This is a genomic window from Chitinophaga sp. 30R24 (assembly GCF_049056765.1).
Lineage (GTDB): Bacteria > Bacteroidota > Bacteroidia > Chitinophagales > Chitinophagaceae > Chitinophaga.
The window spans coordinates 40,170-66,948 of the sequence record NZ_JBJGXX010000006.1; the positions used below are offsets into that span (position 1 = coordinate 40,170).

A 26,779-nucleotide genomic window follows, 5' to 3' on the forward strand; every position below is an offset into this window, starting at 1 on the left:
ATGAGAAAGATACTGATCTGGTTTGTATGCCTGTTGGCAGCAGGCCGTATACAGGCGCAACATACCGCTTCGCTGCAGAAAGCAGTGGCTATCCTGGAAGAGGCGGGCCACCATTTTACCAGCGGCAGCCAGTCGCTGAACATGCATTATACCATTGCCGATGCCGATCAACCGGATGTGCTGCTGGATTCAATGAAATGTTCCATGCAAACGCTAGGGAATAATTTCAGGATGGAAACCGGTAATATGCTTACCATAAAAAATGACAGGTATACTATTGTGGTATTCCATGAGGATAAGTTGATCTACCTAACTGGCGCTTCTCCGCGTGATTCCTCTGCCCCCAACCCGGCCGGGATGCTTATCCAGGCATTACAGTCGGCAGGTATGGCGCAAAGTGACATCCGGGAGGAAGGGGATACAGTTACGCTTCACTTCCGGTTTGGGGAAAACAGTGCTTACCGGGATATGTTGATCAAGTTAAACAAGGATCACTCCCGGCTTTACAGTTCGCAATACCTGATCGATGGGGAGCAGCTGCCTTTTGAGTTTAAAGATCTCACGAAAGGCACCTATGCACTGCTGCAGGTTATTTTCTCCTACCGCCCAGCTGTCGGCTTAACAGCAGCAGATTTTGACGAGCGGCAATTTTTTACCCGTAAAGATAACGTACTGGTACCCACCGGTGCTTATAAGAATTACGAAGTTATTACTGGTACTCCGAGCAACTAACGATATATGAAACATCCTATACGTGTAAATATTTTTTTACTGGGGCTGCTGATCCAGCTCCTGTCGATGACTTGCTATGCACAGACCGGTTTTACGATCAAAAAGATGCTGGATGGCGCTAAGGGAGAACTGGTAGCCGGTAAGAGCGCCAATGTTCAGGATACGGTATATTTTGATGCCACCCTGAAAAGTAAGCTGGAATCGGCCTATACTACCCGCAATATCATCACCTTTAAACTGAACGAATACAGTGCTGTTTACCCGAAAGGCCCTTTTACGGCTACGGCACAGGTGAGAATTATCTACGATGCTACAGATCAGCGTAAAGATTCCCTAGAGCGGAGCATGACGATCAGTTATGATACCGTTAATGCCTATACGGCGCGTAACAGTTTTGTGTTTAATAACGCCCATGATGTCACCATCCGGTTACTGAGCATCACCACCGGCGATGCGGCTATGACAGCCGCCCTGGTCCTTGAAAATGAGCTGCAGGTAAAACCGGCATATAAACTGGATAAGGTAAATGATGTGGTGAGGCAGCTGCAGTTTTTATCTCCTACGGCTGCCAATCCCGACCAGATAACGGTGAACTGGGAGCCGGTGAATGCGGCTGACGAATACGACCTGGAATGGACTTATATAGATGCCACGGCCTTGGCCAACAAAGTTTACGGCGACCCGGTAAATACCAGTCTGGTATTCCGGAATAATGCCAGCCGGGTAAGTGTTTCCCAGAACGGGTATAACGTTCCCTTAATCTATGATAACAACGGTACTTTATATGCGCGGGTGCGCCCGGTGCAGGCACGGGGCAACAGCAGCCGGAAAGAGGCGGGCTGGAGCAATGTGGCCGCTTTTTCTTTCGGGGGGCATGAAAATAACCTCAACTGGCAATCTAGTATCAGTTATGCCGAAGAGGGTAAGCGCAAAGTAGTGGTGCAGTATTTTGATGGTAGTATGATGGGCCGGCAAACAGTTACCAAGGATAATACTACCGATACCACGGTGGTGTCCGAAACGCTGTACGATAAGCAGGGCAGGCCGGTGATACAAGTATTGCCCACGCCCACCCTCAGTAACATTATAGCCTATACGAAAAGCTTCAACAAAGGAGTGAATGGGGCCTATGATGTAAGTAATTACGATACCCTTACCAGTCCTGCCGCGATACTAACGGCTGCTGCGGCGCCTATGGACAGCAGCAGTGGGGCTGCCCGGTATTATTCAGCAGCGAACCCACGTGCGTCAGCAGGCTTTAACCGGTATATACCAGCATCGGAAGGCTATCCGTTTACAGAAACGGTGTACACGCCTGATAACACCGGCCGTATCAGCCGCCAAGGTGGCGTAGGGCAAGACTTTGCCATCAACAGCGGGCATGAAACCCGGTATTACTATGGGGCTGCCAACCAGGCGCAGATAGACCGTCTTTTTGGTACGGAAGGGGGTAATGAAACGCATTACTTCCGCAACATGGTAAAAGATGCCAACGGCCAGTACAGCGTTAGCTACCAGGATATGCATGGCCGTACAGTGGCTACCTCCCTGGTGGGAGAACCAGTTTCGGGGGCGCTGAAAGGCCTCCCTTCTAACATAGTCACCCCGTTAACGGAAGTCTGGGGCGGCGGTGCCAATAACCAGCGTAATGGCAACGCCCTGGTGGTGCATAAACCGTTGGTAGTACCGGCAGATGATGTCTATACGTTTACCTACTCGCTGGTGCCCCCGGTATTAAAAAAGAAAGACTGCAACGGGACGGAGATCTGTTATATCGGCCGTTTTGACTTGGAGATCAGCATTACGGATGATGTGATGAACCAGCTGCTGCCTGATGGCAAGCCGGTAACTCAAACGTTCAGTAACTACAATGCAGGTAGTATTATCTCCGATTGCAGTACGCCATCGCCGGTAACGCTTACCTTCTCTGTTCCGTTGAAAGAGGGCAGTTACGAAGTAGTGAAAACGCTGGCTATAAATGAAGAGGCGATGGAAGGCTACCGTCAGCAGCTGTTCCTGAAAGGCAACACTTGTGTAAGCCTTGAGCAGATACTGGAGGAGCAACGGCAAGCCTACAAGGACATTTCCTGTGCCACGGATTGTCAGTCTTGCATAGCCATTGTGGGCAGCCGTAGCCACTTCGCTGTAAACTATATGACCCAGATAGGGTTAGCGGTTACCGATTCTGTTCATTACCGTAAAGAGATTGATGCTGCCTATGCGGATATCGTTTCCAGCTGTGATCAGCTCTGTGAGAAAACGACTTTGGCGGATAATACCCGCATGTCTATGCTGCTGGATATGACTCCTCCCAGCGGCCAGTATGCAGAACGGGAGAAGGCAGCAGAAGCATACAATATTTTCTTTTCGCGCCCCACGGCAGATGATGATGTGCTGCCGGCTGTATACCAGCGTGCAGACCTTCAATACCAGAACGCAGACGGCAGTGCAGCCCAGGTGTATGATGAAACCCGCCAGGCAATGGTAAGGCCGCAGGCGCTAACGCCGCAGCAGTTTGCCGACAAGTTCCAGTCTTCCTGGGCGCAGGCTTTGCTGCCGCTACATCCGGAATATTGCAAGCTGCTGGAATATGAAAAGCATAAAGCCAGCCTGGCCTGGGATATCCAGTTCAAGGCTACCGACACCTATGCTGAGGCCAAAGCCAAGGGTTACCTGAACCCGACCAATGGCAGTGGTAATGTTTTTGCCTTCTATGGGGCTTCTGCCAATCCTGACCCGCTGGCATCGGAATCAGCAGCTATAAAAAACGGATTGGAAGCAACGCTGATAACTTTTCAGAATGGCAAATCCATATACACCATGAGCGCTGCAGCCGTGATGTGTACAACAGATGCGGCATCCTGTATGGTGAATTACAGTCAGAATGAGAGCGTATTTAAGGAAAGTACCCTGTGCGCAGGTGATCTGAATATGATCTGGCGCAGCTTCCGGGAAAACTACCAGAATATCAAACAGCATTATATTGACAGTCTGCTGGAGCATGCTGCTTGTCCTGCCGGCGCCGGTAAGGTAAGTGCCCGTGATTTGTTTGCCCAGGGCAAACAGCCCAATTTCATGACGGCAGGAGCGGCGTTAGCCCATGCTGGCCTGGATTATCTGCAAGAGTTCACCGTAGCCGACAAGCAGCGGGTAAAGGATTCTGCCGCCGCCCAGCTGGACCGTTTTTATACGGATAACTGTAACCGGTATGTATCTACGTGGATGGAGCAACTGTCTCCGTGTAACTATACTTCCGCCGAGTTTGCCGCATTGAAAGACCGGTTGATAGCTGTATGTAAGGCAGGCTCAGATGCTGCGCATCCTTACGGGTCCAGTTCTGTGCCAAACAACAGCCCTGATGCAGACCGGTCTTTTGAACAGGTGATCAGGGATTTTAATGCTACCCACCCGGATGTAACGGGCAAGGGGGATCGCAGTGCTGCCACGGCCTTGCTGGTCACAGTTCCTTCGCCTTATTATGCGCAATCGCTGGTAACCGGCAAGCCCTCTTTCAACATACCAGAAGCCTGCGAATGTGATAAGATAGCAGCCTTTAAGCGAGAGTACGACCTTGCCCATAAAGTGAACGAAAGCACCTCGCAGTATCTTTTCAGGAGCCGTCATGTAAATATCGCGCAGGAAGATCTGAACTTGATCTTGCAGTCCTGCACGCTGGCGAGTGGTTGCACTTATCAGGAAAGGCCGGTACAGCTACCACCGGTATTCCAATGTTACAGTGCCGCCCCCTGTGCTACCTGTATCATTGTAGACAGTTTATACAACCGGTTTATGGTCGATTACCCGGGTATTGTACCTGCGTGGCCATCCGGAGAAGATAACGTAAGCCTGATGAGTAGCACGGGTCCTGTTGAGGATGCAGTGCAGGTATTACGTAACCAGGAATTTGCGACGTATTTAAATAACCGCCTGGGGTATAAGTATGACTATAGCAGTTACCTGCAGTTTATTGACAGCTGCCGGATACTGCATTATGAAAATACCATAGTAGGCAGTACCTCCAATCAGGTTAACCAGTTTTCCTTACTGTGGAACGGAGTGCCTAGCACTGCTACTATCCGTAAGATAAGCCGGACCCGGTCTGGGGAATACCTATTAGCAGGAAATTTAGCTGGCAGTACTGCGGCGTTGTTAGTAAAGCTGGATGCTGGCTATCAGCTGCTTTGGGCCAAGAGTTACAGTGACGGTCCCGGTTTGTCAAACATTGTGGCGGTAGAGGAAACACAGGATGGCGGTGTATTACTCGGGGCCTATACGGCTAACCATCCGGGAGGCATGACCACCACTTATCTGCCCACAGTGCTGAGACTGGATGGAACAGGTAATTTGATGTGGTACCGTGCTTTTTATTCTGGAAGCCCGACAGGAGAAATCTTAAGAGACCTAAAAGAATTAAGTAACGGCCATATTGCCTTTATCGGCGATTATGATGCGGGTAGTTATACGTGCGACTGGATGGTTGGCGTGCTGGACGCCTCTGGTAATACCAGCTGGCAGAGAAGAATGTCGAAGTCCAGTGGAGAAATGTCGCAGTTCATGGTGGAAGACGGAGGTAATATTGTTGTTTCTTCCCTGCGGATAGCCAATACGAGTTATGTAGCCGATTTATTCCGGTTCCGTGTTACTGATGGTGCCGCCATAGACAGTGCATCGTTTCAGTATAACAATAATTCGCTCCGGAACCTGAATACCTGCGGACTTTATCCATTACCTGGCGGTGGCTATAGTTTGGTGCTGATTGCAAAGTATGGTACCTCAGATGGTACCGGCGCCGGTGCTGTGATGAATATCAACCGTGATCTGACCTTCCGTAGTGCCTATGAGTTGTCTGGGGGCACAAATATTAGTTGGATGGGTTCCGGTATGCTGAACGATGGTTCCCTGTTACTAGCAGCCAATACAGCTAATGGTAGCAGTATTGTTAGCTACCGGTTAACGGGATCGGGCACTATTTTGAATGCCCGAAGTTTATCAGTACCTGCTAATACGGAGATCAGAAACCTGTTTATGGCTGCTGACAGCAGTATCCTGGCCATCGGCCATGTGGGTGGTAATCCCGGGGTAGGTATATTTCCTACGGGAGTAGCGGGTTGTATGGATGTTCCTGCCACTATCACGGCTACGCCGGTAAGCATGCTGAGTTTAAATCCGCTACTGGACCGTACGGTTATCACTCCAACCACTATCCAGATGAGTGTTACGGTGAGTGCGATACCCGGCAGTAGAACGGGCTCCGGTTGCCAGGTAAGCACGGGAACGATATCTTTATATACCGGTCCTTTATTATGTGGTCAAACAGGAGCTACCTTCCCTGAAGTAGCTTTTGAGGAACCGAATAATTGTACAGACAGTTCCTTTAACCTGATCAATACGGCCACGGCGATTTATAAAGCCCGTCTGGATTCGCTGAAGGATACTTTTAACGAAGATTACCTGGCCAGCTGTTATGCAGCAATGGATCTGGAGAACTTTACGGTACAACATAACCTAAGTGAATACCATTACACCCTTTATTATTACGATCAGGGAGGTAACCTGGTAAAAACGATACCGCCGGAAGGGGTAATGCTTGATCTGAGCCAGGCGTGGCTGGATGGAGTGAGAGCTGCGCGTGCAGCCGGTACAGTTAAAGTGCCTGCCCATAGCCTGGCTACGGTATACCGTTATAATACCCTTAACCAGGTGGTATCGCAGGGGTCTCCAGATGGTGGTAATAGTTTATTCTGGTACGATCGGTTGGGTAGACTAGTTGTATCCCAGAATGCTGAACAACGGAAAAGCTCCGCTTACAGCTATACGCGTTACGACTACCTGGGAAGGATTACCGAAGTAGGCCAGCTGGTATCCGCCATGCCAATAACGAGTGCCATCAGCCGGGATAATACGCAGTTGGAAGGCTGGCTTACCGCCGCCGCAGACAGTCGTACCCAGATTACGAAAACGACTTACGATCTACCCTATACGCCTGTAGCACCACTGCTGGAAGCCCAGAACCTACGTAACCGGGTATCGTGGAGCGCCGTTTATAATACAGCAGCAGACTTGGCTGCGCTCAATCATGCCAGCGCTACTTATTACAGCTATGATATTCACGGTAACGTGGATACGCTCCTGCAAGACTACCGCCTGGGTGCGATGGGCAATGCGCAGAACCGGTTTAAGAAACTGGTTTATCACTACGACCTGGTGTCAGGCAAAGTAAACCAGGTGGCTTATCAGCCTGGTATGCCTGATGCTTTCTATCACCGGTATAGCTATGATGCGGAAAACCGCATCACCAATGTACTCACCAGTACTGACAGCATCTACTGGGAAAATGATGCGTTTTACCAGTATTATCAACACGGCCTGCTGGCAAAGAGCATTTTAGGCCAGCAGCAGGTACAGGGTATCGATTACGCCTATACGCTGCAGGGTTGGCTGAAAGGTGTGAACAGTACCAATCTTTCCCCGGTATACGATATCGGCGGTGATGGTGGCGCCGGCAGTCTGGTGGCGCGTGATGCCTTTGGCTATACCCTGCATTACTCCGGTGACCGTGATTACCGCCCGGTAAGCCATACTGCTGGCGCCATGGCCAGTGGGGTAAGTACTACCCCTGGACTATTTGTACCGTTATTTAACGGTAATATTGGTGCTATGAGCGTTAGCTTACCTACGTTGGGCGAGCCGCTGCTCTATGCTTACCGTTATGATGTACTCAACCGCCTGAGCAGCATGAGGGCCGCCAGCGGCTTTAATGTAGGGGCCAACCGCTGGCAGCCAGCGGTACTGCCAGACTTCGGGGAGTCTGTTACCTATGATGCCAATGGTAATATCAAGACCTACATCCGTAACGGTAACCACACCTTTGCCGGCAAGCCTTTGGCAATGGACAGCCTGAGCTATGCCTATAAAGCAGGTACTAACCAGCTGGACTACATCGAAGATGGAGTAGCTGGGGGTAATTATCCTACAGATATCGATAATCAGGCAATACATAATTACACCTATGATGCCATTGGCAATCTTACTGCCGACAAAGCAGCCGGCGTGAGCAGCATAAGCTGGACGGTATACGGAAAGATCCAGCAGATCCACAAATCCGATGGTACGGATATCACCTACACCTATGACGTAGCAGGTAACCGTATCAGCAAGAAGGTAAAAAACGTCGAAACCTGGTATATCCGCGATGCAACCGGCAATGTGATGGGCATCTATACGAAGGGAGATTCGTCCGTTAACAACGGAGACCTCACGCTGACGGAAACCCACCTGTATGGCAGCAGCCGTTTAGGTCTTTTAAACCGCCAGGTGAATGTGGAACATATTGTAGCCCCAGAAACGGTAGCCTTAGCAAACGGTACGGGATTAAATACTATCTTTAAACGGGGATACAAGGTCTTTGAATTGGGTAATCACCTGGGCAACGTACTGGCTACCGTTTCGGACCGCAAGCGTCCTATATCCCTGAACGGTAGTACCATCAGTTACTTCGACCCCGTCCTTACCTCCGTACAGGATTACTACCCCTTCGGTATGCTGATGCCTGGTCGCAGTGGTCATGCCCTTGGTACGGGTTGGTCTTCCGGCACAGATGATATCAATGGTTATACCTTGCCGATAGATCTGTCGCTGAATAACCGCAGTGATAACCAGCCATTAGACTATGTAGCTACCCGCAGCATAGAGCTGCTTACCGGTTTTACCTCCGGGGACGATGATAATTTCAGTGTTTACATTGCCGATGATACTTATGCCGGTGGAGGGAATGTAAATGGTGCCTCCGGAGGAGTTGGGGGGTATAGGTATGGGTTTAATGGGCAAGAGAAGGACAACGAAATACAGGGAGAGGGAAATGCCTATACAGCTCAGTTCTGGGAGTATGATCCGAGGATAGGTAGAAGATGGAATTTAGACCCGAAATCGACTGTTGGGATAAGTCATTACTCTGCTTTTAATAATAGTCCTATTGCTTTTGGAGATCCTTTGGGAGATACGTCCAGTACAGGAACCCGAATTATGGGAGGATTGAAAACTGTAGGGGGAGTGATAGAAATGGGTGTTGGTGCGGCAGGAGGTATAGCTACCAGTTGGACTGTAGGAGGAGCAGTTCTTGGAGGATTGGCAGTTGTGCATGGTGCAGATGTTACCTCACACGGATTAACAGAATTAATTACCGGACAGGAAGCTCCGACCTATACGCAGCAAGGTATAAGTTTGGGTCTACAGACAGCGGGATTGAAGAAGTCAACAGCGGATGCTACAGGTAATTTTGTGGATGGTGCTTTGGGTATAATTTTTAGTAGTGGAGCTGGTTTAGTAAAGGTTAGCCCTTATATTTTCGGCAAAGGACCTTTATTAAAAACAGTATCAGCAGAAGCAACAATAGTCAAAGAGGAATTTGATATGGCTTCTTTTGCTGATAAAATAGTTGGTTTTAATAAAACAACTAATGGCGGAGGAGTGCTTCTGAATGGTAGTCCTTCATCAGCTATTTTTACTGCGCAATATTATTCAACTATTGCAGAACAAGGTGCTGCAATTTTTAGATCAATATCGCATGGACATATGTTCCAGGATGGGAATAAGAGAACAGCTGTTATGGCTTGGCAATATTTTGCAGAGCATAATGGAATTAAAACACTTAGTTATAATGAATTAATGACTGTTGCGACAGAAGTTGCTACTGGTGCTATGCATGAGGTAGAAGATATAGCAAGAGCTATTGCAAGGTAAAATTATAGATTAATTATGCAGACAATTACAAGTATTGTAAGTAGATTATTTAATAATATCTCTATTGAAGATTTTATTTACTGTTTTGAAAAAATTAAAGAGAATGGAGATGTTGGAGTTATTAAGTTTGATGGAGATAGAAAAGATAAACAATATACAGTTTTTATTACTTTTTCTACAATCAAGGCAGAGATGATTAGAGCTGATGAATCAACATTAAAAGAAGCTTTGTTTAAAGTCCTGCTTAAATATATTGAAGTTAGAGAAGGAGTTTAACGATAATGCCCGGTCGCAGACCGGGCATTATTATTTTAATATTGCTTGTAATTTAGATTTAGCGATGAAAGCATCCAGGAGGGAGTAAACGCACTCTTTATCTTTATCAGGCAGTTCGTTAATCTCATTAAGCCGCTTCATCATCTTTGGATCTTTAAGAATGTTGGTATCGTTAGCCTCACCGAGTAAAAAGACAACAGTCGTATCCAGGGCATCTCGTATCAGCAAGAAGGTAAAAAACGTCGAAACCTGGTATATCCGCGATGCTACCGGTAACGTAATGGGCATCTATACGAAGGGAGATTCGTCCGTTAACAACGGAGACCTCACGCTGACGGAAACCCACCTGTATGGCAGCAGCCGTTTAGGTCTTTTAAACCGCCAGGTGAATGTTGAACATATCGTAGCCCCAGAAACGGTAGCCTTAGCAAACGGTACGGGATTAAATACTATCTTTAAACGGGGATACAAGGTCTTTGAATTGGGTAATCACCTGGGCAACGTACTGGCTAGTGTTTCGGACCGCAAGCGTCCTATATCCCTGAACGGTAGTACCATCAGTTACTTCGACCCCGTCCTTACCTCCGTACAGGATTACTACCCCTTCGGTATGTTGATGCCTGGTCGCAGTGGTCATGCCCTTGGTACGGGTTGGTCTTCCGGCACAGATGATATCAATGGTTATACCTTGCCGATAGATCTGTCGCTGAATAACCGTAGTGATAACCAGCCATCAGACTATGTAGCTACCCGCAGCATAGAGCTGCTTACCGGTTTTACCTCCGGGGATGATGATAATTTCAGTGTTTACATTGCCGATGATACTTATGCTGGTGGAGGGAATGTGAATGGTGCCTCCGGAGGAGTTGGGGGGTATAGGTATGGGTTTAACGGGCAAGAGAAATCAGATGAAATTAAGGGAGAGGGAAATAGTTATACAGCTCAGTTCTGGGAGTATGATCCGAGGATTGGGAGAAGATGGAATCTGGATCCCAAACCTCAAATTTCTATCAGCGACTACACTGTTTTGAGAAATAATCCTAATTATTATAATGATGTATTGGGTGATTCTATTATTAAGTTTAACATTAGTAATAGTAAATATATTCACGGGAGGTCATCAGTATACATAGATCATAGCGTTATAGGAAAGGTACAAGAATTATTAAATTATGCTGAAAATAATGGAATTCATATTCAAATAAATAGTGCGTTTAGAACAACGAGAAGACAGGCCAACTTATCTGGAGTTAAAAAAGGAGTTAAACCTGCGAAGCCAGGGAGCAGTATTCATAATGCGGGAGCGGCATTTGATTTTGCAGTTTATAAAAGTAATTCCTTTGAAGGAAATGTTACGGTTGATCCTAGGAAGAATGATGATATAGTTGAACATTTAATTGGTGAGGGTTGGACTTGGGGTGGTTATTTTAATAACAATTATGATCCTATTCATTTTGATTTAAGAAACAGCATTAATAAAACTAAAATGATAAGCGAAAACCAAAGACAAATTGATGGAGAGAATCAAATGGATATTGATGAATCTTTAATCAAAAGAGAGGTAGATTATCAGCCTAAAATTGGTATAACTAAAGATAGGTCTGTTGGAGAACGTAATAGTGTTGAAGCGCAAAAGCAAGTGCTATATCCCACTTCATTAAGTATTAAATCTCAGGCTCCTAGTATTATTGGTAGAATTGGAAATTGGTTAGAAGATAATTCTCCGATTGGAAGTGGCGCTAATAAAATAGGAAAATGGCTGAATAATTATTAAAATTGAATTATTAAAATTGGATTATAATGGATATTTTATTTACAATTTCTGCTAATAATGTATTTAACCAAAATAGATTACGTTTATACTTCTTCGTATGTTTTATACTTTCACTCTCTTTAGTTGTCTCTTGTTCTTCCTCAGGAGGTTTTAAAGAAAAAGATATAAAACATCTTGATAGTCTAAGAATTCTTGCAGATAAACTTCTTGAAAATGACGAGTATACTTTCAAAGCTTATATTGATAAGGGAAATGGCAATTATTTGGTAAGTAAGGATAGTTTAGATAACATTTTAGAAAGAGCAAATAGCAATATTGAATATGTGCTATATAAGTATGAATTAAAAAATGGAATGTATGTTGTCAACAAGAGTTTCATTTCTCAAACGGGTGATTCTGAGCATAATATTTATTGGTATTATGACCGGTTTAAAAATCCACTATTAATTCAAGATAGTTTCAATTGCTTTGATGAAAATGAAAATGTTATAAGGTCAAATATTTATTACTATATTGAATTTAATAAAATCATTCACAGAATTGTTGATAAACCAAAGAAAATTTCTTGTGGTGATAGAGTAGAGCTTTCTGCTTTAAAAGTTATTTCTTACAACAGTGGTGAATGGTAGGCTAAGTAAATGCTAGGAGACTATTACAAAAAGTGTGTAAACTTAAAATCTGGGAGTCAAATTAATAATTAAATTCTCACCCTTTTATCAAAAATAGTTAAAAACTGATTTAGGACCATGACCATTAGAAATGTAGTGCTCCCAAAAAGTTAGATACTTCTTGGGAGCACTACATAGTCGCAGGTTTTGCCTTTAGTCGAGTTCATTTGGATCAAGTTGAAAGGTTGGGGCTTGCTTTTTCTTCAAGCATATAATTTAACTAAATCTAAACAAGAAGAATTTCACATCTCTAACTTCTTCAATTAAATTACTATTTCCAGCCCTTTCTCTGAACCGTTCTGAAAAAAGTTGACCTTACCCAAAACGCATAAAAATACCTGATCGATGGGGAGCAGTTGCCTTTTGAGTTTAAAGATCTCACGAAAGGCACCTATGCACTGTTGCAGGTTATTTTCTTCTACCGCCCAGCTGCCGGCTTAACGTCAGCAGATTTTGACGAGCGGCAATTTTTTACCCGTAAAGATAATGTACTGGTACCCACCGATCGCGTTACGACTACCTGGGAAGGATTACCGAAGTAGGCCAGCTGGTATCCGCCATGCCAATAACGAGTGCCATCAGCCGGGATAATACGCAGTTGGAAGGGTGGCTTACCGCCGCTGCAGACAGTCGTACCCAGATTACGAAAACGACTTACGATCTACCCTATACGCCTGTAGCACCACTGCTGGAAGCCCGGAACCTGCGTAACCGGGTATCGTGGAGCGCCGTTTATAATACAGCAGCAGACCTGGCTGCGCTCAATCATGCCAGCGCTACTTATTACAGCTATGATATTCACGGTAACGTGGATACGCTCCTGCAAGACTACCGCCTGGGTGCGATGGGCAATGCGCAGAACCGGTTTAAGAAACTGGTTTATCACTACGACCTGGTGTCAGGCAAAGTAAACCAGGTGGCTTATCAGCCTGGTATGCCAGATGCTTTCTATCACCGCTATAGCTGTGATGCGGAAAACCGCATCACCAATGTACTCACCAGTACAGACAGCATCTACTGGGAAAATGATGCGTTTTACCAGTATTATCAACACGGCCTGCCGGCAAAGAGCATTTTAGGCCAGCAGCAGGTACAGGGTATCGATTACGCCTATACGCTGCAGGGTTGGCTGAAAGGTGTGAACAGTACCAATCTTTCCCCGGTATACGATATCGGCGGTGATGGTGGCGCCGGCAGCCTGGTGGCGCGTGATGCCTTTGGCTATACCCTGCATTACTCCGGTGACCGTGATTACCGCCCGGTAAGCCATACTGCTGGCGCCATGGCCAGTGAGGTAAGTACTACCCCTGGACTATTTGCACCGTTATTTAACGGTAATATTGGTGCTATGAGCGTTAGCTTACCTACGTTGGGCGAGCCGCTGCTCTATGCTTACCGTTATGATGTACTCAACCGCCTGAGCAGCATGAGGGCCGCCAGCGGCTTTAATGCAGGGGCCAACCGCTGGCAGCCAGCGGTACTGCCAGACTTCGGGGAGTCTGTTACCTATGATGCCAATGGTAATATCAAAACCTACATCCGTAACGGTAACCACACCTTTGCCGGCAAGCCTTTGGCAATGGACAGCCTGAGCTATGCCTATAAAGCAGGTACTAACCAGCTGGACTACATCGAAGATGGAGTAGCTGGGGGTAATTATCCTACAGATATCGATAATCAGGCAATACATAATTACACCTATGATGCCATTGGCAATCTTACTGCCGACAAAGCGGCCGGCGTGAGCAGCATAAGCTGGACGGTATACGGAAAGATCCAGCAGATCCACAAAGCCGATGGTACGGATATCACCTACACCTATGACGTAGCAGGTAACCGTATCAGCAAGAAGGTAAAAAACGTCGAAACCTGGTATATCCGCGATGCAACCGGTAACGTAATGGGCATCTATACGAAGGGGGATTCGTCCGTTAACAACGGAGACCTCACGCTGACGGAAACCCACCTGTATGGCAGCAGCCGTTTAGGTCTTTTAAACCGCCAGGTGAATGTGGAACATATCGTAGCCCCAGAAACGGTAGCCTTAGCAAACGGTACGGGATTAAATACTATCTTTAAACGGGGATACAAGGTCTTTGAATTAGGTAATCACCTGGGCAACGTACTGGCTAGTGTTTCGGACCGCAAGCGTCCTATATCCCTGAACGGTAGTACCATCAGTTACTTCGACCCCGTCCTTACCTCTGTACAGGATTACTACCCCTTCGGTATGTTGATGCCTGGTCGCAGTGGTCATGCCCTTGGTAGGGGTTGGTCTTCCGGCACAGATGATATCAATGGTTATACCTTACCGATCGATCTGTCGCTGAATAACCGTAGTGATAACCAGCCATCAGACTATGTAGCTACCCGCAGCATAGAGCTGCTTACCGGTTTTACCTCCGGGGATGATGATAATTTCAGTGTTTACATTGCCGATGATACTTATGCTGGTGGAGGGAATGTGAATGGTGCCTCCGGAGGAGTTGGGGGGTATAGGTATGGGTTTAACGGGCAAGAGAAAAGCGATGAGATCAAAGGAGAAGGGAATAGTTATACTGCTGAGTTCTGGGAGTATGATCCGAGGATAGGAAGAAGATGGAATTTAGATCCAAAACCATTAGTGGATATAAGCCAATACGCTGCGTTTTCGAATAACCCTATTTTGATAACTGATCCATTGGGAGATACCGGAACGTTGCCTATTATGCCGCGTGAAACCAAAGGAATCATTAACACTGCCAGTGCAGATTATTGGTTTCAAAATCCAAGCGGCGCTGCAATGAAAGATTTCTCTTTCTTTGTTTTAGATGCGATAGGAGTAAATTCCATTGATAATTACGTAGCAAATAGATTCAATTCAAAGAATAATAGTGTATCACAGGTTTTATTAGAAACTGCAGAGCTGGGAATAGTATTAACTACTTCTGGAGAAAAGCCAGGTGGAAAAAAGGGGGCTGGTGGTGTAATGCCGGAACATCCCATATCACCAGAGCATGCGGCTCTTCAAGCCAAGTTTGAGAAGTTAGCAGAGGAGCATTTGTTACCTGAGTATAAAAAGATTGATCCAAACCTAAAAGCTGGCTATACAGGATCATTTAAAACAGGTAAAGTGGGGAACCCTAATAAACCAACTTATGGTCAGCCCGTCAATCTGAGTCAATTTGACATTGATTATTGGATTCAAAGTGATCTATTGCATCAACAAAACGGAAAAACTTTAAAAGCAAATACTAATTTCAGAGAACTTTTAGGTCAGACCCCAGGATTTGAAGGATTAAAGCCTGATAAGAAAGGGTTTTCAATTAAATTTAAACCGCAGGAGAAATAGCAATGCAAAAGATATTTGGAGCCGAAGCAAAAGTATATTTAAATTATGAGGGTGATATTCATTCTCTAGCAGAAAAATTAAATAAGAAGTTACATATTGATATTACTATAGAAAATAGGGAAGACCCTCCTTATGATTTTACTGGTATGTGTCAAACGCTTGGAATTGAAATATGGCTTAATAGTAGTGATAAGGAGCCTCGATATGCTTATGAGTTAGAACTGAGGACGGAGTTAAGAATTGGTGAGTTTATGAATGGACAAATGCATGATTTATCATTATGGTTAGCAAGATTTATTACTATGGTTTGTAAAGTTGAAACACTTGTTTTACTTGAAAATGATGAAGTAGTGTTTAAAATAGATAGTTAAATTAAATAAGTGGGTGGCTGATTTTAATAGCCAGTCCAACCATTCCATGTCTTTATGAAAATTAACAGTAAAGGACACTGTTAATACCTTTTTTGAGAATATAAAAATATTTTGTATGAATGATGTGGCCCGGTCGCAGATCGGGCCACATCATTCATGATAAGTATGCCTTGCTTTAGCATCACGAATAAACATGTCGAGGAGTTTAAAAGCATCAGCTTTATCCTGGTCATTTAATTTTTGTACATCCATAATCCTATCCAGGATTGTTTGGTCAAGTAGAAGGTCAGTATTGCCTACCAGGTAATCAAGAGATACTTCCAGTGCTGTTGCAATCTGGGCGGCCATCTCAATAGAAGGTTTTACTTCATCGCGTTCATATCTGCCAATTACGGCGCCATGTACCCCTACTTTTTTAGCAATCTCCTCTTGGGACATTTTTTTGTCCTTTCTCACTTCAGTAAGCCTTTTGCCGAAAGTAACCTGCTTCATATGACACATTGATAAGAACAAAAGCTGCCAATTTGGGCTGCTTTTGTTCTTATCAATGCGCATATGCACTGCGGGCTTTAGCGTCGCGGATATATGTATCAATAATGTCTTGTCCTAAAATAAGTTTACAGATTTTAAAAATAAATTCTAAAATTGGTTTGCATTTTAGTTTTAGTCCTGTTCTTGTTTTACAATGATGCTTTTAGAGTAATAGTTTTTCCATAATCTGGCTGTCTGAATCTGATTATGATGAACAAAAGCCGGAGACATATTGCTGATACTCATATGTGGGCGGTCATTATTATATAGCTCTACTACATCATGTAATAAAGTCCTGGCTTCGCTCACACAACTGCTTCATATGCACTCAGGTATTTATTTTTAAGGATTCTATTCACTCTTTCTGCAATAGCATTATCCCTGGGATCACCGGATTCAGTCATACTGATATCAATATTATTATCTTGTAATAGCTTTACATATTGGTTACTGCAGTATTGTATACCCCTATCACTGTGATGGCAAAGTGGTAAACGATTGCCAAAAGTTTGTTTCAGAGATTTCACTGCCATTTGCAATGCCTGCAAGCATCCTACTGCTTCCAGATTATCAGCAACATGGTATCCTACAATCATCTTGGAATAAGCATCTGTAACAAAACTTTTGTAGAGATGTTTGTCTCCGTTAATTTTCCAATAGGTCATATCACTTACCCATATTTGATTGGGCCGCGTTGGCACTATATTTATTATCAGGTTAGAATATTTTCTAAACCAATGCTGAGACATGGTTGTAGCTACTTTTCTTTTTCTACGCCGGACCAATAAATTGTTTTTGGACAACAGATCGAACATGGCATCTCTGCCCATCTTAATTTGATGTGCTATCAAAAAAGCCTCTATTTTGCCATATAGTTTGCGTACCCCAAGCTTTGGATGTAGTGTGCGTATGGCATTTACTTCTTTTAATACCAGGCTTTCTTCTATACCAACCTCTATTTGTCTGTAACCTTCCTGGTAATGGGCCTGACGGGTAATACCAAACCAGCCGCATAACCGGGCCAGGCTTATGCGGGAATATTGTCCCTTGATGAGTGCTATGGTTTGGTATTGTACTTTTTTCTGATGGGTATTTTAAACTCTTTTTCCGCAATATCCACCATGGTGGAGAAGGCAATAGCCTTCATTTCACCCTCTTTAAGCTGTTTTTCCAGGTCAGCAATGCGTTTTTCTAATTGCTTCTTTTCAAAGTCATTATTAAGAGATTGAATTGGTTCTGTCACCATCAGAGATGGGGCTTTGATTAACCAATTTACGTATTTTCTCCGGCGCTTCATATCCCAATTCCCGCATCCACTTCAAAATCTTTCCATGTTCCTCAGCATGACCTGTATATTCTTCCCAGATGGACTGCTTCGTTCTATTTGAACTCAAATAAGCCTTAATGATAAGGTGCTTGTCAGATTCTAAATAATAACCATTTTCTGGTTTAACGATTTTCTTCATTTTTTACACGTTTTGTGTAAACCTATTTCAGGACAAGACAAAACGCAGTAACCCCCACGCATCAACATTACGCGCGCATTTTTTTTTCAATTGAAAAATCAAATGAAAGAAAAAACTATATATTTATAGCAGTTCTTTGAGAAGGCAAACTGCCTGACGGCAGTGGGGAATGGCGACAGAAGGGAGTGGTGTTGTATAGGTATGGGTTTAATGGTAAGGAGAATGATAATGAGGTGAAGGGAGAGGGGAATGAGCAGGATTATGGGATGAGGGTGTATGATCCGAGGATAGGGAAGTTTTTGAGTGTGGATCCGTTGACGAAAAGTTATCCAATGTTGACTCCTTATCAATTTGGAAGTAATAGCCCTATTGAGAATATTGATTTAGATGGAATGGAGGGTTGGAGTATAAATAAACCAAAAGAAGATGCAGTCGCTTCATATGAAAGATCAGAGAATCAACGATCTATTGCGCAGAAAGAAAGGGTTAGATTATTTGAATCTCTAAATAAACCTGCAAGTATTAGTAGACCTAATGATTGTATACTGTGTAAGGAAATAAGTAATCAACAGCATGCATTTGACAAAGAAATGTCAGAAAGGGCTGCATTGGATCCTATTTCCTATGGTGGACCAGGATTTGGGTTAGGATTAGGAAGAGATCCCATAATACAATCTGTCGCCTCCTCCCTAGCTCCTGAAATAGGATTTGCTGTATCTACTTTTTCTACCTATGGTGGTATTAGAAATAGAGATTATGTGCAGGCTGGATTTTGTTTTTTGCTACCTGGTAGAATAAACGAAAAAGAGGATATGCATATAAGTGTATCCTTTTTTTCGTTTATTGATGATAGTATTTTTACGTATAAATTTTACTTACTACTTACTACTTGCTAGTACCCCGGAAAAGATAGAAAGTAGTAATGCAAGCGGTGTAAATATAATGCGTTCCCACTCGTTTATTGAAAACAAGTTCCCAATGGCATTAATGAAAAAAAATATAGCCTGTACCCATAAAATTATGTTGATTAGCTTATTCCCCATGGGAACTTTTAAAGTTTGATTTTTTATCAATATTATCACCAGAAAAAGGATATTCAAAAGAATGGATATACCCTCCAACCGGTACATCTCATTATGGGACTTGAGCTGCCCTCCCCATACAATAGTATGGGGTAATACACCAATGAGTACCAACAGGTGGAAAGCAATGATTAAAGAAAAAACAGTAATTATACTTGTACTTGCTATTTTTTGAATATATACTTTCATGAAATGATGCCGTTCGTTTTTTATGGAGTTTAATTGTGCAAGGTATATAATCAATTACTATTTTCGATACTTCGGTAAGTACCGGCGGCTTTCCCGCTTTGATATTAGAAGGGAATTAGATGTAGCTGTTACGGCTAAACGCAATTTTTCCAATGGTCAAAAGTGAACGTGATGTGTACTAATACGAACACATTAGATTTTATTTATTATTTATATCATTGGGAGATATTTTATAATATTCTGGCATATTATTGTAGGCTGGTTCGTAAGTATTAATATTCCACTATGATCAAAGCTTATATGCGTATAACCTGGCGTTATCTGCTAAAAAACAGGATGTTTACCTCGCTTAATCTTATTGGTCTGTCTACGGGAATGGCCAGTGCATTGCTGATTTGTTTGTGGGTAAATGACGAATGGAGTATGGATAAGTTCCATAAGCAGGGGCGTCACTTATACCAGGTAATGGAAAACAGGGCGCATGCAGATGGCATTAATACTACGCCGGAAACCTCCCCACTGTTGGGAGAAGCGATTACAGACGCGCTGCCGGAGGTGGAAATGGCGGTTACTACCACGCCGGTGTCCTGGTTTCAGAAGATGGCCATCAGCGTAGGGGATCATCCAGTAAAAGCTACCGGTATCTTTGCCGGCAAATCCTATTTTGATATTTTCTCCTATCCTGTGTTACAGGGCAATTCACGGACAGTCCTTGCTAATAGAAATAATGTGGTAATCTCCGCAAAACTGGCCAATACATTATTTGGCGGTACTACCAATGTGGTGGGTAAAACTATCAGCATCAACTTGCAGATATAAAGAAGGAAGCAATGGTGGTGGGTATATTTGAAGGTACGCCTGCTAACTCTTCCATACAGTTTGATATGGTTTTCTCCTTTGATGCTTTTAAGGAAATAATGACTATTACAGGTACGCTCAGTGCCCAGAATAGTTATGGCCTTTTTCATACCTACCTGATACTGAAAAAGGGTACAGATCTTTCGCTATTCGATGCAAAGCTGAGTACCTTTATCAACAGCTATGGAAGCGGGCCTGCGAGGCATCTCTTCCTGAAGCGCTATATTGGATAACTACCTGTATGGCCGCACCTACGAAAATGGTGTGCAAACCGGTGGCCGTATCAGCAATGTAAAATTATTTTCACTGATAGCACTATTTATTCTTGTAATCGCCTGCATCAATTTTATGAATCTTTCGACCGCCAAATCCGCTGGCCGCATGAAGGAAATTGGTATAAGGAAAGCAATGGGGGCAAGGCGTGTATCGCTGGTCACGCAGTATATGGTTGAATCAGTGTTAATGGCCTACTTCTCATTGGCTATTGCATTACTGATAGTCTGGTTGCTGCTTCCGTACTTTAACAGCATCACAGGTAAAGCATCTGCAATGCAACCCGACCTTCGCATAGTATTGGTTTTTATGTACGATTCTCAGTTTTTTGCCAGGCGCAGACCAATGTCTCAGATGATGGTGCCTCTTGTTTATGCAAACATAGAAGATGCCCTCTTTGGGTTTTAAATTATCTCCAAACCCTTATAAAATAAGCCATTTTAAAAGGATAGAAATCCGGATACGCTACCAAAGTTTCTTGAAAGCGGTGGTTTATAGTCCCTGTAGGCTCACGAAAGCGAGGCACAATTCGAAAGCATGTATTACGTTGCAATAATCACCCTAACGCCTGTTTTTTTAATCTTCTCTATCGTTGCAGGATCTGCTTCCTTGTCAGTAATAATATAATCCACCTGGTTTAGATTACAGATCTTGCCCAGGCCCCGGCGGTCGAATTTACTGCTGTCTGCAAGCACTACCACTGTTTGAGCTAGGGTGATCATTTTCTGGTTTATGCCGGCTTCTACGATGTTGGTAATAGACAGGCCATGTTCCAGATCTATCCCATCCACACCCAGGAATAAAACCCCGCAGGAAAGTTCGTCCAGTATTTTTTCCGCAAAGGAGCCGGCGGTGGAAGAAGAGCTTTGATAAACAAGTCCCCCTAACTGGAGCACTTCAACATTGGGGCGGTTGCATAATTCAAGTGCTACTTTGAGGGCGGGTGTTATAACAGTAATACGTTTATCAGGGTACAGCACGCGGGAAAATTCAAAGAGGGTAGTACCGGAGCCTATTATAATAGAGTCATTTTGACCGATAAGTGCCAGTGCAGCTTGGGCAATTTTCTTTTTGTCATCAACTTTGATGAATTCCTTTTCATTGATGGGTCGTTCTACAGCATAAGGATTATTAATAGAGCCGCCTCCCCGGGTCCGGAACAGCAGTTTTTTTTCTTCCAGCAGCTTCAGGTCTTTGCGGATAGTTACTCCGCTAACATTCATTTCTTCGATCAATTGGGATATGCTGACTTTCCCTTTCTCCTGTAATTTATTAAGAATGAATTGGTGTCTTTCGGTAATTGTTTTCATGATCAAATGTTCTGCAAAAATAAAGTTATTTGGGTGGCCGGGTGCCTATGAAAGTTTTCAAATGAAGTTGCAAGATAGCGTAATTGGTCTATAATTGCTTTTAAATTGCTTTCTTTTTATTAAATAGTGTTAAACTTTAGTCTACAATAGTAAATATACTATTGTAGTAGGAATAGGAAATTCTTTCATTAAGTTATATTTTATATCCTTTCTGTACTTGTAATCCCTAACTATTTCTTCACATTGGCGTAACAATACCTTTAATTTTCTTTCATTACTTTACATTTTGTTTAAAAGCCTTTCTTTTTAAAACGGAAGGAAAGCAATATTATCTATTAGAAAGTAAACTAAATTATACAACCTATGAGAAAAAGCCAATGCCTTGTCATTGCCCGCAGCTCCCGCAAATGGTACTTGTCGCTGCTCTTCCCGTTATTTTTTCTCCTTGCAACAGTCATTTTCTATCCTGTATCTGCTCAGGATAAACCTGTTCATGGTATTATTACTAATGAAACAGGGCAGCCGCTCCCCGGTGTGAACATCACGCTGAAAGGTTCCGGCATCGGAACTACTTCAAACAATATGGGGGCGTTCAGTATGCGTATTGCCGATGAAAACAGTGTGCTTGTCTTCAAGTGCATAGGCATGAAAACCCAGGAAGTAACCGTGGGAAGAAATGCCAGCATCAACATCGCGCTGGAAGCGGAGCCGCAGAGTCTCCAGGAAGTGGTAGCCATTGGATATGGAGTGGCCAGGAAAAAAGATCTCACCAGTTCCATGACTACTATAGAAGGCCAGGAAGTGGCCAGGCGAAATGTAACTCAGGTATCCCAGGCACTGCAGGGAACCATGCCTGGTGTGATGGTAACGCGTACTAATAGTGCACCTGGTGCATCGGCCTCTATCCGTGTTCGTGGTATCACCACAATCGGTAATAGCGAACCGCTGGTGATTGTAGACGGGGTGCCAATCAATAGTATTGATGATGTTAAGGCCGACGATATACAGGATATATCAGTATTGAAAGATGCTGCCTCTGCTTCTATTTATGGCGCCCGGGCTGCTGCCGGCGTTATATTGATCACCACCAAGCGCCCACGCAGTGGTAAGTTCTCGCTGGAATATAGCCCTACAGTCGGTTTTGAGAAAATGGCAAAGTTTCCTGAAGTAGTCGGCGTGAAACGGTATCTTGAAATGATCAACGAATTTACCTGGAACGATGCAGGGAATGCACCTGGCGGTGAATATGCCTTATACGCAAAAGATAAGGTGGATAACTGGCTGGAACGTAATAAAACTAACCCGAACGACTATCCTGTTACAGACTGGATAGGTAAACTGGTGAATAACAGTGCATTCCATCACAACCATTACCTGTCGCTTTCTGCCGGAACAGATAAAATAAAAACGCAGGCATCTATCAATTATGAGAAAGTAAATGCCTTGTATGATCATCGCGATTTTGAACGGGTAACCTCCAGAATCAATAATGCTTTCGAAATTAATAGTTTTATCTCCGCCAATATTGATGTTTCCGTCAATCAAACCAATACAAATGCTCCTACGATCAACCCAATCTGGGACGCGCTCCGTTTTGCTCCTATTTATGCCGCTACATGGGCGGATGGAAGGATCGCACAAGGACAAAATGGGTCCAATGCCTATGCTGCCCTGCATTACGGTGGATTTGACAAAGGCGCTACCACCCGTCTCAATGGGCGCGCTTCTCTGCAGGTAAAACCTTTTAAAGATCTTACCGTTACAGGAGTGCTTGCTCCCTATTTATATTCGAGCAAGGGCAAAAAATTCCAGACTAAGATACCTTATTATACTGCCAACGATCCTACTGTATTGGCAGGTTATATTTCCGGGTATTCCACAACAGGGCTTTATGAGAACAGAGGAGAGGGGAAAAGCCTTACTAAACAACTGATCGCAAACTATACCAGGAAGTTGGGCAATAACAACCTGAATATAATGGGTGGATACGAGGATTTCTATATTTACAACGAATCGTTGGCTGCACAGGCTGAAAACTACACTTTGTCGAGTTTTCCCTATTTAAGCCTGGGACCACTGGATTATATGAAGAACAACGGAAGCGCTTATGAAACAGCTTACCGTTCTTTATTCGGCCGTATCTTATATGATTATAAAGATAAATACTTCCTCCAGGCAAATGTACGGTACGATGGATCATCAAGGTTTCATCCCAGTTACCGTTGGGGTACTTTCCCTTCTGTTTCCGCCGGTTGGGCGCTTTCAGAAGAATCATTCCTGAAAAACAGCCAGGTGATATCTTTTCTGAAATTGCGTGGTTCATGGGGGCAACTGGGTAATGAACGAATCGGTAATTATCCTTACCAGTCTTCAATCGGTTATTCCAACGCATTATTCCACCAGGGATCTGCTGTGATATCAGCTACTACGGCTGCACAATCTGCCTATGCGATACAGAATATTACCTGGGAAAGAACAGAAACGGCTGATGTAGGCGTAGATGCTTATTTCCTTAAGAATAAACTGATGTTTTCCGCCGATTATTATGTGAAAAAGACAAAAGATATGTTGCTGGAGCTGGAAATACCTGATTATATGGGTTTCGACAATCCACAGCAAAATACAGGTATTATGACAACGAAAGGCTGGGATCTGCAACTGGCCTGGAAAGATAGAATAGGAAAGCTTCGCTATAGTGTTTCGTTGAACCTGTCTGATTCCAGGTCCAACATGGGCGACCTCGGTGGTATTGTGCTCGATGGCGCACAGATCATCCGTCAGGGTAGTGAATACAATGAATGGTTTGGTTATGTTTCCTCCGGTTTGTTTCAAACAGCAGCGGAAGTAACTGCATCCCCCAAATTATACGCTTCTGTAAAACCGGGTGATGTGAAATATAAAGATATCAGCGGGCCTAATGGCGTTCCTGATGGCAAGATCACTCCTGATTATGACAGGGTATTACTGGGTGGATCTTTACCACGTTACCTCTATGGAGGTACAGTGAACCTCGATTATAAAGGATTTGACCTATCTCTTGCTTTCCAGGGAGTTGGTAAGAAAAGAAGCCGCCTGGTTGAACAAATGGTAAAACCATTCTTTAGCGCCTGGACCAACGCACCGGCTATTATTGATGGAAAATACTGGAGTGTATATAATACGGAAAAAGAAAACCAGGAAGCGAAATATCCCAGACTTTCTTACCAGGGATCAGAAAACAACAATTATGTTATGTCCGATTACTGGTTGATCAATGGCGCTTACTTCCGGTTGAAGAACCTGGTGATAGGTTATACCCTGCCTTCCCAATGGCTCAAAAGTGCAAAGCTGAACACCCTGCGCGTTTTTGCGTCCGGTACGGACTTGTTTTCGGCCAGCCATTTCCCTAAAGGTTGGGACCCTGAGGTAAACTATGCCTCCTACATCAGTAAGTCATTCAATTTTGGATTATCCGCTAAATTCTAATTCCAACGATCATGAAAAAGATATTTGCAATCATCATGCTGCTTCCCCTGTTAGTAGGATGCGCAAAACTAGATCTCAACCCGCTTTCCGAAGGTTCCAGCGAAAACTGGTATTCCAATGAAACAGAAGTGACCATGGCGCTGAACGATCTTTACCGCCAGTATTTATGGGAGCAGGAAATCAATTTTGAAACCGAACGGATGACGGACAACTGGACACAACGCCAGGCTGTCCACGTATTTTCTGCCGGTAGTATCACCAGTGAATGGGCCTTTAGTGAAGGGGTTTGGCTGAATACCTATAAAGGGATCACCCGTGCAAATGCCGTGATCAATAACTTGCCAAAGGCTGTTGATAAAATTCCGGATGCCCGTCTGAAAGAGCTGGATGCAGAAGCACATTTTTTTCGCGCAGCTTTATATTCAAGGCTTATCTTCCATTATGGAGATGTGCCTTACTACACAGAATACCTGACCATTGAGCAGGCATTTAAATTAGGCCGCAGACCCAAAGCAGAAATCCTGAAAGATATTTATAAGGACTTTGATTATGCTATTCAGTATTTGCCTACCAGCTATGGATCAGCTACACTCAAGCGCGCCACAAAGGGTGCTGCTATGGCCTTTAAAGCAAGGATCGCGTTGTATATGGGCGATTATGCAGTTGCGCGCGATGCGGCCAAAGCTTGCATGGATCTGAACGTATATTCCCTTTATCCCGACTTCCAGCAATATTTTCTTTCCAAGAATAAGAACCTGAATGAAACGATCTTTTCTTTACCGCGTTCATTCCCACTTGGCTCTTCCTGGACCGCTACCAATTTCTTTCCACGTACAGCCGGCGGAAGTGCAGTAGCTCAGCCATCCTGGGAGTTATTCGCTTCATTCCCCTGTACCGACGGATTGCCTATCGATGAATCGCCATTATATAATCCGCGCAAGCCTTTTGAAAACCGTGATCCACGCTGTATGGCAACGATTGTGGAATTCCAGACAGCGCACCTCGGTTTTGTGTACGATCCCAATCCATATGCTACTACCGTATTGAGGGTTTCCACTGGTAAAACAGTGAGCAATAAAGATAACCGTGCAGTGGATCAATTTGCATCCTATAATGGCCTGGCACTGAAGAAATGGGTGGATGAAGATTGGTCTGATGACTTGCAGACCGATTTTGACATTATCATTATGCGCTATGCTGATGTATTGTTGATGTATGCAGAGGCAAAAATGGAGTTGAATGAAATTGATGAGTCGGTGCTTAATGCGATCAACCAGGTACGTGCCCGCGCATATAAAGTGAATGTAACGGAGGTAGGAAGCTATCCCGCTGTTACTGCCACCAATCAGGCTGGATTGAGAAAGCTCATTCGGAATGAGCGCCGTATTGAGCTGGCATGGGAAAACCGCCGATTTGATGATATCATCCGTTGGAGAATTGCTGAAAAAGTATTGACCCAACCCATTTATGGCCTGCTTGATCCCAGTCCGTTAAAAACAGAGGTGGTTGACAAGGGCTTATGGTTCTTCCCAACGGTTACCGATATAGATGATGAAGGATTGCCCAACTTTGCACCAATGTATGCAACCGGGAAGATCAAATTGCTGGTGGAGCGGAATTTTGACAAGAATCGCCAATACCTATGGCCAATACCTTCCAAAGAGATTATCATCAATAAAAATCTTACACAAAATCCCAATTATTAAACTGAGCA

19 protein-coding genes are annotated in these 26,779 nt (G+C 44.1%); 14 read left to right on the forward strand and 5 right to left on the reverse strand.

Annotated elements, in window-relative coordinates; all coding sequences use genetic code 11:
• From ACDQ55_RS14510 to ACDQ55_RS14545, 8 genes are all read left to right on the forward strand, one after another.
• Nucleotides 1-732 carry a hypothetical protein gene (locus ACDQ55_RS14510; RefSeq protein ID WP_420982125.1) on the forward strand — a complete coding sequence of 244 codons (732 nt, stop codon included), beginning with the start codon at nucleotides 1-3 and terminating at the stop codon, nucleotides 730-732.
• Between the two features lie 6 nt (nucleotides 733-738).
• Nucleotides 739-9,471 carry a type II toxin-antitoxin system death-on-curing family toxin gene (locus ACDQ55_RS14515; RefSeq protein WP_420982126.1) on the forward strand — a complete coding sequence of 2,911 codons (8,733 nt, stop codon included), beginning with the start codon at nucleotides 739-741 and terminating at the stop codon, nucleotides 9,469-9,471.
• 15 nt (nucleotides 9,472-9,486) lie between these two features.
• Complete coding sequence (locus ACDQ55_RS14520; RefSeq protein WP_420982127.1) at nucleotides 9,487-9,747, forward strand: hypothetical protein; 261 nt, start codon at nucleotides 9,487-9,489, stop codon at nucleotides 9,745-9,747.
• 160 nt (nucleotides 9,748-9,907) lie between these two features.
• Nucleotides 9,908-11,521: a M15 family metallopeptidase gene (locus tag ACDQ55_RS14525; protein ID WP_420982128.1), complete on the forward strand. Its 1,614-nt coding sequence runs from the start codon at nucleotides 9,908-9,910 to the stop codon at nucleotides 11,519-11,521.
• A 26-nt stretch (nucleotides 11,522-11,547) separates the two neighbouring features.
• Nucleotides 11,548-12,150, forward strand: a complete 603-nt coding sequence (locus tag ACDQ55_RS14530; RefSeq protein ID WP_420982129.1) for a hypothetical protein — start codon at nucleotides 11,548-11,550, stop codon at nucleotides 12,148-12,150.
• A gap of 395 nt (nucleotides 12,151-12,545) precedes the next feature.
• A complete protein-coding gene (locus ACDQ55_RS14535; protein ID WP_420982130.1) occupies nucleotides 12,546-12,731 on the forward strand; it encodes a hypothetical protein in 186 nt (61 codons plus the stop codon).
• Between the two features lie 17 nt (nucleotides 12,732-12,748).
• Entirely contained in the window at nucleotides 12,749-15,520 is a 2,772-nt protein-coding gene (locus ACDQ55_RS14540) for a hypothetical protein (protein ID WP_420982131.1), read from the forward strand.
• 2 nt (nucleotides 15,521-15,522) lie between these two features.
• Entirely contained in the window at nucleotides 15,523-15,891 is a 369-nt protein-coding gene (locus tag ACDQ55_RS14545; protein ID WP_420982132.1) for a hypothetical protein, read from the forward strand.
• Nucleotides 15,892-16,041: 150 nt separating this feature from the next.
• Here the strand turns inward: ACDQ55_RS14545 and ACDQ55_RS14550 are convergent, their stop codons facing one another.
• The 4 genes from ACDQ55_RS14550 to ACDQ55_RS14565 form a co-directional block, all read right to left on the reverse strand.
• Complete coding sequence (locus tag ACDQ55_RS14550) at nucleotides 16,042-16,383, reverse strand: helix-turn-helix domain-containing protein (RefSeq protein ID WP_420982133.1); 342 nt, start codon at nucleotides 16,381-16,383, stop codon at nucleotides 16,042-16,044.
• Between the two features lie 344 nt (nucleotides 16,384-16,727).
• Nucleotides 16,728-17,483 (reverse strand): IS3 family transposase, encoded by a 756-nt coding sequence (locus tag ACDQ55_RS14555; RefSeq protein ID WP_420982256.1) that lies wholly within the window; start codon nucleotides 17,481-17,483, stop codon nucleotides 16,728-16,730.
• Entirely contained in the window at nucleotides 17,480-17,668 is a 189-nt protein-coding gene (locus ACDQ55_RS14560; RefSeq protein WP_420982134.1) for a hypothetical protein, read from the reverse strand. The genes ACDQ55_RS14555 and ACDQ55_RS14560 overlap by 4 nt, the downstream gene beginning before the upstream one ends.
• Nucleotides 17,640-17,888: a hypothetical protein gene (locus tag ACDQ55_RS14565; protein WP_420982135.1), complete on the reverse strand. Its 249-nt coding sequence runs from the start codon at nucleotides 17,886-17,888 to the stop codon at nucleotides 17,640-17,642. The genes ACDQ55_RS14560 and ACDQ55_RS14565 overlap by 29 nt, the downstream gene beginning before the upstream one ends.
• Nucleotides 17,889-18,076: 188 nt before the next feature.
• Here ACDQ55_RS14565 and ACDQ55_RS14570 point away from each other — a divergent pair, with 188 nt between their 5' ends.
• The 4 genes from ACDQ55_RS14570 (at nucleotide 18,077) to ACDQ55_RS14585 (ending at nucleotide 20,698) form a co-directional block, all read left to right on the forward strand.
• Nucleotides 18,077-18,784, forward strand: coding sequence for an RHS repeat domain-containing protein (locus tag ACDQ55_RS14570; protein ID WP_420982136.1), 708 nt, complete (start codon nucleotides 18,077-18,079; stop codon nucleotides 18,782-18,784).
• A 660-nt stretch (nucleotides 18,785-19,444) separates the two neighbouring features.
• The gene (locus ACDQ55_RS14575; RefSeq protein ID WP_420982137.1) at nucleotides 19,445-19,978 is read left to right on the forward strand and encodes an ABC transporter permease; all 534 of its coding nucleotides are present in this window, start codon (nucleotides 19,445-19,447) and stop codon (nucleotides 19,976-19,978) included.
• An 11-nt stretch (nucleotides 19,979-19,989) separates the two neighbouring features.
• Complete coding sequence (locus tag ACDQ55_RS14580) at nucleotides 19,990-20,250, forward strand: hypothetical protein (protein ID WP_420982138.1); 261 nt, start codon at nucleotides 19,990-19,992, stop codon at nucleotides 20,248-20,250.
• Entirely contained in the window at nucleotides 20,243-20,698 is a 456-nt protein-coding gene (locus tag ACDQ55_RS14585; protein WP_420982139.1) for an ABC transporter permease, read from the forward strand. The genes ACDQ55_RS14580 and ACDQ55_RS14585 overlap by 8 nt, the downstream gene beginning before the upstream one ends.
• A gap of 134 nt (nucleotides 20,699-20,832) precedes the next feature.
• Here ACDQ55_RS14585 and ACDQ55_RS14590 read toward each other — a convergent pair whose 3' ends face one another.
• Nucleotides 20,833-21,600 carry a DeoR/GlpR family DNA-binding transcription regulator gene (locus ACDQ55_RS14590; protein ID WP_420982140.1) on the reverse strand — a complete coding sequence of 256 codons (768 nt, stop codon included), beginning with the start codon at nucleotides 21,598-21,600 and terminating at the stop codon, nucleotides 20,833-20,835.
• Between the two features lie 363 nt (nucleotides 21,601-21,963).
• Here ACDQ55_RS14590 and ACDQ55_RS14595 point away from each other — a divergent pair, with 363 nt between their 5' ends.
• Together ACDQ55_RS14595 and ACDQ55_RS14600 are read left to right on the forward strand one after the other, a co-directional pair.
• Nucleotides 21,964-25,065, forward strand: a complete 3,102-nt coding sequence (locus ACDQ55_RS14595) for a SusC/RagA family TonB-linked outer membrane protein (RefSeq protein ID WP_420982141.1) — start codon at nucleotides 21,964-21,966, stop codon at nucleotides 25,063-25,065.
• 11 nt (nucleotides 25,066-25,076) lie between these two features.
• Nucleotides 25,077-26,771, forward strand: coding sequence for a RagB/SusD family nutrient uptake outer membrane protein (locus ACDQ55_RS14600; protein WP_420982142.1), 1,695 nt, complete (start codon nucleotides 25,077-25,079; stop codon nucleotides 26,769-26,771).
• The last annotated feature ends 8 nt before the right edge of the window (nucleotides 26,772-26,779 follow it).

Coding starts and splice junctions, on each gene's coding strand:
- ACDQ55_RS14510 (WP_420982125.1), top strand. CDS start 1: ATGAGAAAGATACTGATCTGGTTTGTATGCCTGTTGGCAGCAGGCCGT.
- ACDQ55_RS14515 (WP_420982126.1), top strand. CDS start 739: ATGAAACATCCTATACGTGTAAATATTTTTTTACTGGGGCTGCTGATC.
- ACDQ55_RS14520 (WP_420982127.1), top strand. CDS start 9,487: ATGCAGACAATTACAAGTATTGTAAGTAGATTATTTAATAATATCTCT.
- ACDQ55_RS14525 (WP_420982128.1), top strand. CDS start 9,908: ATGTTGGTATCGTTAGCCTCACCGAGTAAAAAGACAACAGTCGTATCC.
- ACDQ55_RS14530 (WP_420982129.1), top strand. CDS start 11,548: ATGGATATTTTATTTACAATTTCTGCTAATAATGTATTTAACCAAAAT.
- ACDQ55_RS14540 (WP_420982131.1), top strand. CDS start 12,749: ATGCCAATAACGAGTGCCATCAGCCGGGATAATACGCAGTTGGAAGGG.
- ACDQ55_RS14545 (WP_420982132.1), top strand. CDS start 15,523: ATGCAAAAGATATTTGGAGCCGAAGCAAAAGTATATTTAAATTATGAG.
- ACDQ55_RS14550 (WP_420982133.1), bottom strand. CDS start 16,383: ATGAAGCAGGTTACTTTCGGCAAAAGGCTTACTGAAGTGAGAAAGGAC.
- ACDQ55_RS14560 (WP_420982134.1), bottom strand. CDS start 17,668: ATGGTGACAGAACCAATTCAATCTCTTAATAATGACTTTGAAAAGAAG.
- ACDQ55_RS14565 (WP_420982135.1), bottom strand. CDS start 17,888: ATGAAGAAAATCGTTAAACCAGAAAATGGTTATTATTTAGAATCTGAC.
- ACDQ55_RS14575 (WP_420982137.1), top strand. CDS start 19,445: ATGATCAAAGCTTATATGCGTATAACCTGGCGTTATCTGCTAAAAAAC.
- ACDQ55_RS14580 (WP_420982138.1), top strand. CDS start 19,990: ATGGTGGTGGGTATATTTGAAGGTACGCCTGCTAACTCTTCCATACAG.
- ACDQ55_RS14590 (WP_420982140.1), bottom strand. CDS start 21,600: ATGAAAACAATTACCGAAAGACACCAATTCATTCTTAATAAATTACAG.
- ACDQ55_RS14595 (WP_420982141.1), top strand. CDS start 21,964: ATGAGAAAAAGCCAATGCCTTGTCATTGCCCGCAGCTCCCGCAAATGG.
- ACDQ55_RS14600 (WP_420982142.1), top strand. CDS start 25,077: ATGAAAAAGATATTTGCAATCATCATGCTGCTTCCCCTGTTAGTAGGA.